Origin of the sequence: Streptomyces hygroscopicus subsp. hygroscopicus (genome assembly GCF_001553455.1) — a bacterium.
GTDB lineage: Bacteria > Actinomycetota > Actinomycetes > Streptomycetales > Streptomycetaceae > Streptomyces > Streptomyces hygroscopicus.
Window position 1 is genome coordinate 1 of sequence record NZ_BBOX01000122.1, and the last position, 14,103, is coordinate 14,103.

The 14,103-nt window shown below is 72.2% G+C and carries 10 protein-coding genes and 1 pseudogene; 9 read left to right on the forward strand and 2 right to left on the reverse strand.

The window, feature by feature from the left end:
- The 3 genes from AXW62_RS13980 to AXW62_RS13990 form a co-directional block, all read left to right on the forward strand.
- Nucleotides 1-686, forward strand: a 686-nt coding sequence (locus AXW62_RS13980) for a rhomboid-like protein (protein ID WP_252368599.1), incomplete at its 5' end; no start/stop codon positions are given.
- A gap of 56 nt (nt 687-742) precedes the next feature.
- Nucleotides 743-3,160 (forward strand): endopeptidase La, encoded by a 2,418-nt coding sequence (gene lon / locus AXW62_RS13985; protein ID WP_060944812.1) that lies wholly within the window; start codon nt 743-745, stop codon nt 3,158-3,160.
- Between the two features lie 136 nt (nt 3,161-3,296).
- The gene (locus AXW62_RS13990) at nt 3,297-3,902 is read left to right on the forward strand and encodes a Uma2 family endonuclease (protein WP_060944813.1); all 606 of its coding nucleotides are present in this window, start codon (nt 3,297-3,299) and stop codon (nt 3,900-3,902) included.
- 115 nt (nt 3,903-4,017) lie between these two features.
- Here the strand turns inward: AXW62_RS13990 and AXW62_RS13995 are convergent, their stop codons facing one another.
- On the reverse strand, nt 4,018-4,881 hold the full coding sequence (locus tag AXW62_RS13995; protein ID WP_060944814.1) for a lysozyme: 864 nt from the start codon (nt 4,879-4,881) through the stop codon (nt 4,018-4,020).
- A 207-nt stretch (nt 4,882-5,088) separates the two neighbouring features.
- On the opposite strand from AXW62_RS13995, the gene AXW62_RS14000 reads away from it, so the two are divergent.
- A complete protein-coding gene (locus AXW62_RS14000; RefSeq protein ID WP_173669811.1) occupies nt 5,089-5,619 on the forward strand; it encodes a MarR family winged helix-turn-helix transcriptional regulator in 531 nt (176 codons plus the stop codon).
- A gap of 467 nt (nt 5,620-6,086) precedes the next feature.
- Here the strand turns inward: AXW62_RS14000 and AXW62_RS14005 are convergent, their stop codons facing one another.
- Nucleotides 6,087-6,857 carry a hypothetical protein gene (locus AXW62_RS14005; protein ID WP_060944815.1) on the reverse strand — a complete coding sequence of 257 codons (771 nt, stop codon included), beginning with the start codon at nt 6,855-6,857 and terminating at the stop codon, nt 6,087-6,089.
- Nucleotides 6,858-7,311: 454 nt separating this feature from the next.
- On the opposite strand from AXW62_RS14005, the gene AXW62_RS14010 reads away from it, so the two are divergent.
- The 5 genes and pseudogenes from AXW62_RS14010 to AXW62_RS14030 all read left to right on the forward strand — a co-directional run.
- Nucleotides 7,312-11,214 carry a sensor histidine kinase gene (locus AXW62_RS14010; protein ID WP_252368600.1) on the forward strand — a complete coding sequence of 1,301 codons (3,903 nt, stop codon included), beginning with the start codon at nt 7,312-7,314 and terminating at the stop codon, nt 11,212-11,214.
- The gene (locus AXW62_RS14015) at nt 11,211-11,699 is read left to right on the forward strand and encodes a roadblock/LC7 domain-containing protein (protein ID WP_078961708.1); all 489 of its coding nucleotides are present in this window, start codon (nt 11,211-11,213) and stop codon (nt 11,697-11,699) included. The genes AXW62_RS14010 and AXW62_RS14015 overlap by 4 nt, the downstream gene beginning before the upstream one ends.
- Complete coding sequence (locus tag AXW62_RS14020) at nt 11,696-12,088, forward strand: DUF742 domain-containing protein (protein ID WP_060944817.1); 393 nt, start codon at nt 11,696-11,698, stop codon at nt 12,086-12,088. The genes AXW62_RS14015 and AXW62_RS14020 overlap by 4 nt, the downstream gene beginning before the upstream one ends.
- 4 nt (nt 12,089-12,092) lie before the next feature.
- Nucleotides 12,093-12,734 (forward strand): GTP-binding protein, encoded by a 642-nt coding sequence (locus AXW62_RS14025; protein ID WP_030823268.1) that lies wholly within the window; start codon nt 12,093-12,095, stop codon nt 12,732-12,734.
- A gap of 77 nt (nt 12,735-12,811) precedes the next feature.
- Nucleotides 12,812-14,038: pseudogene (locus AXW62_RS14030) on the forward strand (styrene monooxygenase/indole monooxygenase family protein); the annotation flags it as partial.
- Nucleotides 14,039-14,103 lie beyond the last annotated feature (65 nt).

Here is a 14,103-nt window from a genome sequence, read left to right on the forward strand (position 1 = left end):
CGCCGACGCGTACGCTCATCGGCCTGCCGTTCACCCTCTGCTACACGCTGGTGCTGCTCGGCACCGGCCTTTACGCACGCCTCGCCGACCCCGGCACCGTGCACGATCTGCTCGCGGCCTCCAGCACCGACGTGTCCCACCTCTCCCAGCGGCCGCTGCTGTCGCTGCTGGTCAGCGCGTTGTGGGCGGTGGGCGGGATCACCTCGCCGTACCTGGTCCTGTTCCCCCTGGTACTCGGCGCGCTGGAGCGGCGCGTCGGCGGGGCGCGCACCGCCGGGGTGTTCCTGCTCGGCCATGTGCTGGCGACGCTGCTCACCGAGCTCCCGGTGGCGCTCTCGGTCGCCGTCGGGCATCTCCCGGGCAGTTCGCTGCGCCGTCTCGACTACGGGGTCAGCTACGGGCTGGTCGCCTGTGCCGCCGCGCTCGCCGGGCTGCTGTCGCCCCGGTGGCGGTGGGCGCTGCTCGGCGGGACGGTCGTCGCGCTCGTCGCCGGTGGCCTCGTCGACTTCGATCCGCTCACCCAGTGGGGCCACACGCTCGCCCTGCTGATCGGCGTCGTCTGCTGGCCGTATGTCCGGCGGAGCGCCGGGGGGTGCCCGCGGCGACAGGGCGGCGACGGCGCCGGACGCCGCTTCGCTCACAGCGAACGACCGTCCGGGAACACCCGAGGCCCTTCCGTGCATTGAGTGGGCATTGATTCTTTGAGTCCAGCCGACTCAAGTTGCCTGCCGAAGGGGAGATCATGGCTTCGCTGTCCACACCGCTCACCCTGCCCGTGCTGCCTCTCGACGACGAGGTGGTGCTGCCCGGCATGGTGGTGCCGCTGGACCTTTCCGATACCGAGGTGCGCGCCGCGGTGGAGGCCGCCCAGGCCGCCGCCCGCTCCAGCGGAAGCGGCGGCGGCAAGCCGAAGGTGCTGCTGGTCCCGCGCGTCGACGGCACCTACGCCGGTATCGGCACGCTCGGCACCGTCGAGCAGGTGGGCCGGCTCTCCGACGGCGACCCCGGCGCGCTCATCCGCGGTGTGCGGCGAGTCCGCATCGGGGCCGGGACCACCGGGCCCGGGGCGGCCCTGTGGGTGGAGGGGACCACGGTCGAGGAGGTCGTGCCCGACCCGCTGCCCGGTGCCGTCACCGAACTGATAAAGGAGTACAAGGCGCTGGCCACCAGCTGGCTGCGCAAGCGCGGCGCCTGGCAGGTCGTGGACCGGGTGCAGCAGATCGACGACGTCTCGCAGCTCGCCGACAACTCCGGATACTCGCCCTTCCTGACCGTGGCCCAGCGCGTCGAGCTGCTGGAGACCGCCGACCCGGTGGCCCGGCTCAAGCTCGCCGTCACCTGGCTGAGCGACCACCTCGCCGAGCAGGACGTCGCCGAGTCGATCGCCAAGGACGTCCAGGAAGGCGTCGACAAGCAGCAGCGCGAGTTCCTGCTGCGGCGCCAGCTGGAGGCGGTCCGTAAGGAGCTCGCCGAGCTCAACGGCGACCCCGAGGACGAATCCGGCGACTACCGGGCCCGTGTCGAGGCCGCCGACCTGCCGGACAAGGTCCGCGAGGCCGCCCTGAAGGAGGTCGACAAGCTGGAGCGGGCCAGCGACCAGAGCCCCGAGGGCAGCTGGATCCGCACCTGGCTGGACACCGTTCTGGAGCTGCCCTGGAACGAGCGCACCGAGGACGCGTACGACATCCAGGGCGCCAAGGCCGTGCTCGACGCCGATCACGCGGGCCTGGAGGACGTCAAGGAGCGGATCACCGAGTACCTGGCGGTGCGCAAGCGCCGCGCCGACCGGGGCCTCGGCGTCGTCGGCGGCCGGCGCGGCGGCGCGGTGCTCGCCCTGGTGGGCCCGCCCGGTGTGGGCAAGACCAGCCTGGGCGAGAGCGTCGCCCGCGCGATGGGGCGGAAGTTCGTCCGGGTCGCGCTCGGCGGCGTCCGCGACGAGGCGGAGATCCGCGGCCACCGGCGCACCTATGTGGGCGCGCTGCCCGGCCGGGTCGTACGGGCCATCAAGGAGGCGGGTTCCATGAACCCCGTCGTCCTCCTCGACGAGATCGACAAGGTGGGCTCCGACTTCCGCGGCGACCCGGCCGCGGCCCTGCTGGAGGTCCTGGACCCGGCGCAGAACCACACCTTCCGCGACCACTACCTGGAGGTCGAACTCGACCTGAGCGACGTGGTCTTCCTCGCCACCGCCAACGTCCTGGAGGCCATCCCGGAGGCGCTCCTGGACCGGATGGAGCTGGTGCGCCTGGACGGCTACACCGAGGACGAGAAGGTCACCATCGCCCGTGACCACCTGCTGCCCCGGCAGCTGGAGCGGGCCGGGCTGGAGCCGGGCGAGGTCACGGTGGCGGACGAGGCGCTGCGCAAGCTGGCGGGCGAGTACACCCGCGAGGCGGGCGTGCGGACCCTGGAGCGGTCCATCGCCCGGCTGCTGCGCAAGGTGGCCGCGCAGCACGAGCTCGGCGAGCGCGAACTCCCCTTCGCCATCGGCGTGCCGGAGCTGCGCCCGCTGATCGGCCGGCCGCACCACACCCCCGAGTCCGCCCAGGACCCGGCCGAGCGCCGCACCGCCGTCCCCGGCGTGGCGACCGGGCTCGCGGTCACGGGAGCCGGCGGTGACGTGCTGTTCGTGGAGGCGTCGCTGGCCGACCCGGAGACGGGCGGCGCGGGGCTGACGCTCACCGGTCAGCTCGGCGACGTCATGAAGGAGTCCGCCCAGATCGCGCTCTCCTTCCTGCGCTCCCACGGCGCGGAGCTGGAGCTGCCGGTCGGCGACCTGAAGGAGCGCGGCGTCCACCTCCACGTCCCGGCGGGCGCGGTGCCCAAGGACGGCCCGAGCGCGGGCATCACCATGACCACCGCGCTGGCCTCGCTGCTCTCCGGCCGCCAGGTGCGTCCCGACGTGGCGATGACGGGCGAGGTGTCCCTGACCGGACGGGTGCTGCCCATCGGCGGCGTCAAGCAGAAGCTGCTGGCGGCGCACCGGGCCGGGGTGACCACCGTGATCATCCCCAAGCGCAACGAACCCGATCTGGACGACGTCCCCGCCGAGGTCCTGGACAAGCTCGACGTCCACCCGGTCTCCGACGTCCGCCGGGTCCTGGAGCTGGCCCTGGAACCCGCCCGGTCGGCAGCCCCCGAGGTTCCGGCAGCGGCGTGACGGACGCTGCCGGGAGCGCCGTGGCCCGGGGCCCCGTGTCGAACGGGGTTCCGGGCCACGCGTGACCTGTCGGCCGTGCGTATCGTTGGACTAACCGGCCGTATGCGTTCGGCGTGCGGCGGGGAGGAGCGGCGCGGTGACCGTCATGGAGATTGACCGGCTCGACACTGACAGGACCGAGATGGCCGACAGCAGCGACGAGCTCACCTTGGACGCGATGTTCGAGGCGCTCGAGAAGATGCCCATCCCCGAGGGAACCAAGGTCGAGATTGTCGAGGGGAACATCTTCATGTCGCCGCAGCGGGACACCCACTGGGACATCATCGCGGACATCTACGACCAGTTGCGGACGCGCCACCCGCGCAAGCGGATCAAGTCGGACGTCCGTATCGACTACCCCGGCTATCTGAATGGTTTCGCGACCGATGTGACACTGATCGCCGAGGGGGCCGTCAAGGACGCCAAGGGGCGCTGGGGCTACCGGGACGTCGAATGTGTCGTCGAGGTGATCTCGAAGCGCACGGGTGCCAATGACTACGGCTCGAAGAAGGCCACCTATGCGCGGGCCGGGGTCCCCGTCTATCTGATCGTCGACCCGTACACCGGCAGGTGCCGTCTGTTCACCGAACCCAAGGACGGTGAGTACCTCACCGAGGTGTCCGTGGCGTTCGGGAAGGACCTCGACCTGACCGACACCGCCGTCGGCCTGACGCTCAGGACCGACGAGTTCCCCCGCGACTGACCTCGGGGAGCGGCGGCCGCCGGGGCCGTCATGGAAGTCATCGAGGCGGACAGGCTGTCCGGTGGCTTCGGCAGCGCACCGGACAGACCTGTCGGGTGGGGGGGAAGGCGCGGGCTCAGCCGTTGGCGAGGGCCTGCAGCCGGTCCAGGGCGCCGTTGAACTGGTCGTGGTCGCCGACCGTCGGGCCCGAGGAGGTGTACTGCCAGATGGTGTGGAAGCCCCAGCCCGCCGGAAGCTCGCCGACGGACGAGCCGTAGCGCGGGATCCACAGGGGGTTGATGGCGCCGAAGGCGGCGGAGTTGCCCGTGCAGGTCTTCCACCAGCTGGTGGAGGTGTAGATCACGGGGTCGCGGCCGGTGCGCGCCTTGTAGGTGTTGCTGAAGTCCTTGATCCAGTTGACCATCGCACTGGTGCTCAGCCCGTAGCAGGTCGCGCCGTAGGGGTTGTACTCCATGTCGAGCGCGCCGGGCAGCGTCTTGCCGTCCTTGGACCAGCCGCCGCCGTGGTCGACGAAGTAGTTGGCCTGTGCGGCGCCGGTCGAGTTGCCCGGCAGGGCGAAGTGGTACGCGCCGCGGATCATGCCGACGTTGTACGAGCCGTTGTACTGCTGCGCGAAGTACGGGTTGATGTAGCTGGTGCCCTCGGTCGCCTTGACATAGGCGAACCGGACGCCGCTGCTCCACAGCGTGGTCCAGTTGACATTGCCTTGATGGCCGCTGACGTCCACGCCCTCGACGGTGGCGAGCAGCCCGGACGGCTCGTCCCCGGTCGGCTCGTCCCCGGCCGTGGGTCCGCCCTCGTGCTTGAGTATCTGGGAACCCGCCCAGTCGTCCTCGGGATGGGGAATGGCCTGGTCGCCCCTGCCCTGTGCGGCAAATGCCGAACCGGGCAGTGCGAAGGTCATGGCGAGGAGAGCGGCGAGCATACCGATCAGCGCGCTGAGGGCGCGTCGGGCCGAACCAGGTCTGTGCTCGGGCATGGCGTTGCCTCCGAAGCCTCGGTGGGGGGAGAGGGACATCCGATTGGAATGACCATGACAGGGATGACGCTACGGGCGTAGATAGGCGCGCGGAAGGGGGAGCGTGTGGTGCCGATGGTCTAATCCTGCGAAATACTGGTGGAGCTGCGGCAACAACCGCGCCTGGTGGAAACTTTCACGATGTGAAAACTCGGAGAGGGCTCTGACGTGCACAACAACGGGGCATTGCCCCCCGAGCAGGGTGAGGGCGGCACCGTGGGGGGAATCGGTGTGGACCATGCGTTCCTGGCCCTGGAACGCGAATTGGCGGTTTTCCTCCGCAGAGCCCGCGCCGCTTCCGGGGAATTGGCCCGGGAGGTCCATCCCGAGCTGGAATCCGCCGCCTATGGGCTGCTGATGCGGCTGGAGGACGCGGGTCCGCAGCGCGCCACCGATCTCGCGGGCTTTGTCGGCGTCGGAAAGGCCACGATGAGCCGCCAGCTCCGCGGCCTGGAGGGGCTCGGCCTGGTGACGCGGACGCCCGATCCGGCCGACGGCCGCGCCTTCCTGGTGGAGTTGACCGAGGAGGGCCGCAGCCGCTTCCGCGCCGTACGGGGCGCCCGGCGGGCGCGCTACGCCCGCCGCCTCGCCGCGTGGGAGCGCAGCGAGGTCGCCGAACTCGCCAGGCTGCTGCACCGGTTGAACGCGGAGCAGGAGGCCGACGATTCCGGTCAGACGGCGCGTGCGGCACAGGAGTAGGGCGCTCATATACGTCAGGATCGGCGAGCCCCGCGCATCCGGCGACGCGGACGTGGCAACCGCGCTACCCGGTGGCGGCGCCCTGGTCCGTGCCCGCGTCACCCTGTGGACGCGCCACCTGTGACGGCGCCGTCCCGGGCAGGTGTTACCTCGCGTAGGGGTTACCTTGTGCACGCATTGCCTTCCGTAGGCGTTACCTTGCGTACGCGTTACCTCGTGTAGGTGTTACCTCGCGTAGGCGCTCGGACCGTGGCCGCGCCACCGCGCTACGGCGCGCCATGTCACCCCGGGAACGTGCCGCCTCGTGCCGGTGTCATCGCGTCACCGCGTCGCCCCCCCCGGCGCCGTAGCGCCCGCGGGAACGTGCCGCCTCGCGCCGCGTCATCGCGTCACCGCGTGCCCGCGCCACCGCCGGAACGCGCGCCCGCGCCACCGCGCGCCCGCGACGCCGGTCAGGGCTCCGCCGGTCACGGCTCCACGAAGATCGCGGCGGCGTCGTCATGGGTCTTGCCCCTGGGGAAGGCCGTACCGTCCGGATCGGCGTGCTCCGCCGCCCGCACCCGGTCGATCAGCGCCTGTGGGCCCTCCTTGCGCAGCAGCGCGAAGCATTCGGTCCAGTCGCCCTCGCCGAACAGCTCCACCCAGCGCGACGCCCCGTCGGTGAGCGCCGCCAGCGCCCGTACCTCGTCGCGCCGGAACTCCCCGGTGACCGCCTTGCCGGAGACTCCGGGGTCGGCCGCGGCGGTGAAGAAGCCGCCCTCCGCGTTGCGCAGCGGGGCGAGCCGCCGGCCCTCGGCCCGCAGCCGGTCGATGCGGTCGTCCAGGAGCGGTGTCACCCCGTCGTGGATCAGCTCGACGAGCAACACCGAGTCGGAGAGCACGAGATACTCGATCCGGTCGGCGTCCCAGCGGGCCGCGACGGCGGTCGCCTGCGGGGTGAGAGGGTGAGAAAGGTCACACGTTGAACCATGAGACGCGGCGGTCCGCGCGATCGCCTCGGAGAGACAGCTTGTCAGGGGCATATCCCGGCGTGAACCGGACAGTTCGAGCAGCGATCCGCCGAGCCGCGCGGTGAACCAGCTCACGCCGTGGACACATCCGTCGTCGCCCTCGGGCGGGGTCACCCCGTCCAGGACCACCAGCGCACCGCCGCCCCCCGAGGCCGGGAGGGCTACTGAGACGTAGTCCTCATTGGGGTATGCGTGATCGCCGGGGGCGGTCGCGAGTTCGATGCGCATTCCCTCAGTCTGCCCGACCGCCGTCGATCACCGCGCTCGCGGTGGCCCGGCCGGTATTGGTTCGTACCAAGGTCGCGTCCGGTTTCTCCGCCGCCTGTTTGGGGAGGGATTGACACTTCTGGGAAGCTGCGGGTGCGCATCCTGTCAGGGCGCCGAGGTCTTTACCAATCCGTGGAAGGCGGGGGGAGGGTATGGCCCGGAGTCAAAGTTGGTGGTCAACTACGCAATGGGGTTCACTCGTTCGGGTGGCCGGGCGGGTGATGTGTGCCCGCCCCAGACCCGTCCTGAAAGGGTCGGAATCCCTACCAGAGGTGGGGAAACACAATTGTTGATCCGTCGTCACCTCTGGTCCCCAGAGCGGTCGGGCGAGAATGGATTGTGAGCACCGGTGCGGAAGAAACGGCTTCGGGGCACCACGCGCGATGCGGTCGGCGAGCCACGCCAGGACGGGGCGATGTCGCGACGGCACACCGCACGCGTCCGCCGTCGACTCACCGTGTCCGTCGCCCTGGTCTCCGTCGCCGTCCTCGCGGCCGGGGCCCCCGCCGTCCTGCTCGCCCTCGATGACACCACCGACGCCCAGCACCTCGTCGACCTCGCGGAGACCAACCGCGGCGCGGTGACCCTCGCCCACGCCCTCGCCGACGAGCGCGACGCCATGACCCGGTATGTCGCGGCCGGGCGTACCACCGCCTCCGGCGGCGGGGTCTCCGAGGACATGCGGGCCCGGGTCGACCGCCGGATCCGGGAGGTGCGGCCGGACGTCCCGGCCCCGGTCCGGCGGCTCCTCGACGACCTCCCCGAGCTGCGGCAGCAGGCGCTGACCGGCAAGGGTTCGGCCCTCGACGCCTTCACCTCGTACACCAAGGCCGTCCAGGCGCTGAACGGGATCGCCGACACTCTCGTCCGGGGGCTCCCGGCCGACGCCGACTCCGGCGCCACCGCCGCGCTGGCCCCGCTCGGCCGCGCGGTGGAGGAGGCGTCCGCCACCCGCGGGCTGCTGCTGGCCGCGCTCGACGGGGGCGGCAGCCAGGACGCGCTGGTCTCGGCCGCCCAGCGGACCAACCTCCGCGAACAGTCCGCGCTCGCCGACTTCGAGCAGCTCGCCCCGTCCTCCACCCGCGAGGCCTACGACCACACCGTCAACGGCACCGAGGTCACCGCCGCCGAGCGCTACATCGCCCGGCTCACCGACCAGAGCCGCCTCGCGGGCAACGACTTCTTCCTGAACGAGGACCGCGTCGAATCCGGTCTGAACGCGCGGATCGACCGGATGCGCGGCGCCCAGTCCTCGCTGGCCTCCTCCGAGGCGGCCCATCTCGCGCGGCTGCGGGACGACGCGGTCACCGACCTCGAGGTGCGCATCGGCATCGTCGGCGCCGCGCTGCTGTTCGCCCTCGGCGTCAGTGTGCACAGCGCCCGCTCGATGACCCGGCCGCTGGCCGCGCTGCGGCTCGGCGCCCGGCGGGTCGCGGCCGATCCGGCGGCGGAGGAACCGATCGCGTACAAGGGCCGCGACGACGAGTTCGCGGACGCCGTACGGGCGATCAACGAGCTGCACGCCAAGGCCGCGCGGACGTCCCAGCGCGTGGCCGAACTCGGCAAGGAGCGCACCCGGCTCGTCGGCGAGCGGCAGCGGCTGGCCGATGAGCGGGACGGGCTGCGCGCCGAGCGGGACGCGGTCGCCACCCGGCTGGAGGGGCTGCGCGCCCGGGTCCACGGCAGCTTCGTCAGCCTCGCGCTGCGCTCGCTGGGCCTGATCGAGCGCCAGCTCGCCATCATCGAGTCCCTGGAGGAGCGGGAGCAGGACCCCGACCGCCTCGAGACGCTCTTCCAGCTCGACCACCTGGCCACCGGAATGCGCCGCTACGGTGAGAACCTCCTGGTCATCGCGGGCTCCGAGCACAAGGCCACCCATCCGGGGCCGGTGCCGCTGCTGGATGTGCTGCGGGCCTCGATCAGCGAGGTCGAGCGGTACGACCGGGTGCAGATCCAGGCGCTGCCGCCGCACGCCCAGGTCGCCGGGTACGCCGCGGACAGCGTCAGCCACCTGGTCGCCGAGCTCCTGGAGAACGCGACATCGTTTTCACCGCCGGACGCCCCGGTCCAGGTCTCCGGCTGGCTCCTGGAGACCGGCGAGGTCATGCTCTCCGTCCAGGACGAGGGCATCGGCATGACGCCCGAGCGCTTCATCGAGCTGAACGACCGGCTCGCCGACCCGGTGCCGGAGTACTGCCAGGGCCCGCAGCCGGAGGACCCGCTGGGCCTCGGGCTGTACGTGGTGACCCGGCTCGCCGCGCGCCACGGCATCCGGGTCCAGCTGCGCGAGCAGCAGCCGGGCGGGGTGGCGGCCGTGGTCGTCCTCCCGACGAAGATCCTTCCGGCCGGTCCGCCCGGCGCCGGGCTGCCGCCCGCGCCGCCGGTGGGCGTCGGGGCGACGTTCGGCTCCACCGGACTGTCGTCCTTCCCGGGCTCGGAGGCCGAGGCGAACTCCAACACGCTGCCGGGGCAGACCCGTACGGCCGCCCAGGAGCCGGAGGACGCCCCCGGCCCGGAGACGAACGCCGACGCCGGGCCGGAGACGAACGCCGACGCCGGGCCGCCGACCGAACCGGGCGGGCGTGGCGAGTCGGACGGGCGTGGCGAGCCGGGCGGGCGTGGTGAGCCGGACGGGCCGGGCGCGTCGGCGACGCTGGGTGCACCGGGAGGCGTGTCGGGCGGGCCGGGCGTACCCGGAGGCGGGCCAGGCGGATCGGGCGTACCGGCAGGCGGGCCGGGTGTATCGGAAGGCGTGTCGGGCGTGCCGGGTGTACCCGGAGGCGGGCCGGGCACGGAGCCGGACTCCGCGCACAGGGCCACCGACCCCGCGCTCAGGGCCGCCGAGGCGGACCCCGCCGGTGAGCCCATGGCCGCGTCCGCGGTTGAGCCCGAGGCCGCGCTCGGCCCCGAGGCCGCGCCCGTCGGGCCCGCTTCGGACGAGGCCGGGCCGGGCGAGGCCGGGCCCGTCGAGGCCGCCCTTGCTCCGGAGTCGGCCGCCCCCTGGGCGGTCTCCGGTGAGCGGTGGGGGCAGGCCGCGGACGCCGTCCGTGACGACGACTACCGCATGGAACCCACACCGCCGCGCGGCCATCCGAGCCCGGGGACCGGCGGTGCGCTGCCCGCCCTGCCCAAGCGCGTCCCCAAGTCCACCCGGGCCTCCGGGCAGGACGGCGCGCGGCAGGACGCGGACGACTCGGCTCCGGCGCGAGCATCCGAGGCTGGGGAGCCGGAGGTGCCCGCCGTCGAGCGGACGATGGAACTGACCCTCCATCGCGAGAGCCACGGCAGCCGTGATAGCCACGGCAGCCGTGATAGCCACGAGGGCCGCGAGCGTCACGACGATCCCGAGAGGCAGCACGATCGCGAGGACCGCGAGAACCTCGGCGGCCGTGACAAGGGCGGTGACCGTGACGCCAGTGGCGGCCGCGCGGGTCGCGACTACCGCGTGGGCGGTGACGACCGCGAGGACCACGAGTGGCGGTTCGGCAGCCACGGCATACGCCCGGTGGGCGCCGATGCCTGGGGCCCGGCCGACAGCGGCCCGGCACAGGCCGCCCCGGCAGAACGCGGCTCGGCAATGGGCAGCGGTTCGGCGGTCCGAGGCGGTCCGGCGGCAGAAAGCGGCTCGGCGGTCCGAGGCGGTCTGGCGGCAGAAAGCGGTCCGGCGGCCCGAGACGCTCTGCCGGAGGAACGCGGCCCGGCGGTTCGAGGTGGCTCAGCAGTCCGAGGCGGCCCGACGGCGAAGAGCGGCCCGACAGCGGAAAGCGGCCCGACAGCGGAAAGCGGCTTGGCGGCAGAACGCGGCCCGGCAGCGCGAGGCGGCTTCGCGGTCCGAGGCGGTCCGGCAGCGCAAGGCCGCCCGACATCGGAAAGCGGCTCGGCGGCAGAACGCGGCCCAACCGCGCAAAGCGGCTCCGCGGCAGAACGCGGCCCGGCGAAGGGCAGCGGCTCGGCAGCGCGAGGCGGTTCGGCGACGGACGGTGTGTCGGCTCCCGCCGATCCGTACGCCATCGGCCCCGACCAGCACGCCAGTCCCGAGGACGAGGCGCCGCGCACCGACAAGGGGCTTCCGAAGCGCACGCCGAGGACCAGGAGCCTGTCGCTCCGGGAGCCGGAGCCGCGCGAGCGGACCGGCTCGGTGAGCGCGGAGGAACTGCGGCACCGGCTCGGTGGCTTCCAGCGCGGCGCCCGCGAGGGACGCCGCGACGCCGCCGCCGAGATCGCCGCCCGCGGCGAGGCCGCGCGGCGGACCGGGGGAGCAGCAGGGCAAACGGGGGCGCAGAACGAGGGTGGCACGGTTGAGGAGGCACGCGGGTGAATGCGCCCAGTAGTACCTACGGGTTGAGTCGCGAGGCCCGTAATCTGCACTGGTTGCTGTCGAACCTGGTCGAGGAGGTCCCGGGCGTCCGCTCGGTCGTGGTCGTCTCGACCGACGGGCTGATGCTGCTCTCCTCCGACGCGCGGCACTATGCCGCCGCGCCGGCCGATCCGACAGCACAGGACGGCCCGAAGGGTTCCAGCGCGGATCTCGCGACGATCGTCTCGGGGCTCGGCAGCCTCACGCTCGGCGCGGCGAAGCTGATGGACGGCGGCGGTGTCAAGCAGACGATGGTGGCGATGGACGAGGGCAGTCTGTTCGTCATGTCGATCAGCGACGGCTCGCTGCTGGGGGTGCACGCCACCGCCGACTGCGACATGACCGTCGTCGCCTATCACATGGCGCTGTTCGTGGGCCGGGCCGGGCATGTGCTCACCCCCGAACTGCGCAATGAACTACGCAGGTCGCTGGAGTCCGCACAGTGACGGCCGCCGGGTCCGGCCGACCCGCCCGTAAACCCGCTCGCGTACGTCCGTACTCACTCACCGGCGGTCGCACCCGTTCCGGCCATGTGCTGCTGGTGGAGACCTTCGTGGCGTCGCTGGAGTCTCCGGACGGACGGCTCGACCCGGCCCCCAATGGGTTGAACTCCCGGATGCTGCCGGAGATCCGGGCGATCATCGAACTGTGCCGCAGGATGCGCTCCGTCGCGGAGGTCTCCGCGATGCTCAAGATCCCACTCGGTGTGGTGCGCGTCCTGCTCAGCGACCTGGCCGACCAGGGAAAGATCCGCGTCTACGGCACCGGGCGGGGCCCCGGCCAGCCGGACCGCGCGTTGCTCGAAAGGGTGCTCAGTGGACTTCGCAGGCTCTGAGACGATGACGGCGACCCCGCCGGCGACGTCGGAGATACCCCGGGCCGGGATACCCGGGGCCGAGGAGGTGCTCCAGAGGTGGCAGACGGACCGCTCCCGCGCGCCGATCGCCACCAAGATCGTGATAGCGGGAGGGTTCGGCGTCGGCAAGACGACCTTCGTCGGCGCGGTTTCGGAGATCACTCCGCTGCAGACCGAGGCGCTGATGACGCAGGCCAGCGAGAGTGTGGACGACCTGGAGGCGACTCCGGAGAAGCTGACCACCACCGTCGCGATGGACTTCGGCCGGATCACGCTGGAGAACGATCTGGTCCTCTATCTCTTCGGCACCCCCGGTCAGCAGCGGTTCTGGTTCATGTGGGACGACCTGATGCGCGGGGCCATCGGCGCCGTGGTGATGGTCGACACCCGGCGCCTGGACGACAGCTTCCCGGCGCTGGACTACTTCGAAAGCCTCGGACTGCCGTACGTGGTGGCGGTCAACCACTTCGAGGGAACGCCGGTCTACCAGCCCGAGGACGTACGGGAGGCGCTCTCCGTGGCCCCCACCGTGCCCGTGGTGAGGATGGACGCCCGGCAGCGGATCTCGGTCGTGGACGCGCTGCTGGCGCTGGTGAGGCACGCGGTTGACGTCTCGCCCGAGTGACGTAACCTCGGCTCCGCTCGCGGGATGGAACGCTCTGTTCCGCCCTTTGGCCCGAGCGTGAGGGAGAGTCGACAGCCATGCGGACGATACTCATCGTGGGCGCCGGTCAGTCCGGCCTCCAACTCGCTCTCGGCCTGCAGTCCCAGGGGTACGAGATCACGCTGATGTCCAACCGGACGGCCGATGAGATCCGCGGCGGACGGGTGATGTCCACCCAGTGCATGTTCCGCACCGCGCTGGGACACGAGCGCGACCTGGGGCTCAACTTCTGGGAGGAGCTGGCGCCGCGGGTCGAGGGACTCGGCATATCCGTCGCCGGGCCGCCGACTCCCCAGGGCCACCCCCGGGCCGTCGACTGGGTCGGCCGGCTCGACGGCTGGGCCCAGTCGGTCGACCAGCGGATCAAGATGGCCGGCTGGATGGAGGCGTTCGAGCAGCGCGGCGGCCAGGTGGTCATCCACGGCGCCGCCGTCTCCGACCTGGACTTCCTCACCAGGAGGTACGATCTGGCGCTGGTGGCCGCGGGCAAGGGCGAACTGGGCTCGCTCTTCGGCCGGGACGCCGCCCGTTCCCCGTACGACACCCCGCGGCGCTCCCTCGCGGTCGCCTATGTTCACGGCCTCGGCCCGCGCCCCGAACACCCCGACGTCGAGGCGGTGCGCTGCAACATCGTCCCCGGTGTCGGCGAGCTGTTCGTGATGCCCGCGCTCACCCTCACCGGCCGCGCCGACATCCTCTTCTGGGAATGCGTCCCGGGCGGCCCGGCCGACGTCTTCCGGGGCATCACCGACCCCTCGGAGCACCTGGAGCGCACCCTGGAGCTGATGGAGCGGTTCACCCCCTGGGAGTACGCCCGTGCCACCAAGGTCGAGCTGACCGACGCGGGCGCCACGCTGACCGGGGGCTACACCCCGACCGTACGCGACCCGGTGGGGCGGCTGCCGGGCGGCGGGCTGGTCCTGGGGGTCGCCGACGTCGTGGTCGCCAACGACCCGATCACCGGCCAGGGCTCCAACTCCGCCGCCAAGTGCGCGGCGGTCTACCTGGAGAGCATCCTCGAGCACGGCGACCGGCCGTTCGACGAGGAGTGGATGCGGACGACCTTCGACCGCTACTGGCAGACCGCGCGGCACGTCACCAAGTGGACCAACACCATGCTGGCCCCGCCGCGGGAGCATCTCGCGGACCTCTTGCGCGCGGGCGTCACCCTCCCCGCCGTCGCCCACCGCATCGCCAACGGCTTCGACGACCCCTCCGGCTTCGAGGACTTCTTGTACGAGCCGGAGAAGGCGGCGGCCTTTCTGGAGGAGGCCAGGGCGGAGGCCGAGCGGGACGGGGACGCGGCGGAGGCCGAAGGGGACGGGGACGC

Coding starts and splice junctions, on each gene's coding strand:
- AXW62_RS14010 (WP_252368600.1), top strand. CDS start 7,312: ATGTCGCGACGGCACACCGCACGCGTCCGCCGTCGACTCACCGTGTCC.
- AXW62_RS13995 (WP_060944814.1), bottom strand. CDS start 4,881: ATGCCCGAGCACAGACCTGGTTCGGCCCGACGCGCCCTCAGCGCGCTG.
- AXW62_RS14025 (WP_030823268.1), top strand. CDS start 12,093: ATGACGGCGACCCCGCCGGCGACGTCGGAGATACCCCGGGCCGGGATA.
- lon (WP_060944812.1), top strand. CDS start 743: ATGGCTTCGCTGTCCACACCGCTCACCCTGCCCGTGCTGCCTCTCGAC.
- AXW62_RS14005 (WP_060944815.1), bottom strand. CDS start 6,857: ATGCGCATCGAACTCGCGACCGCCCCCGGCGATCACGCATACCCCAAT.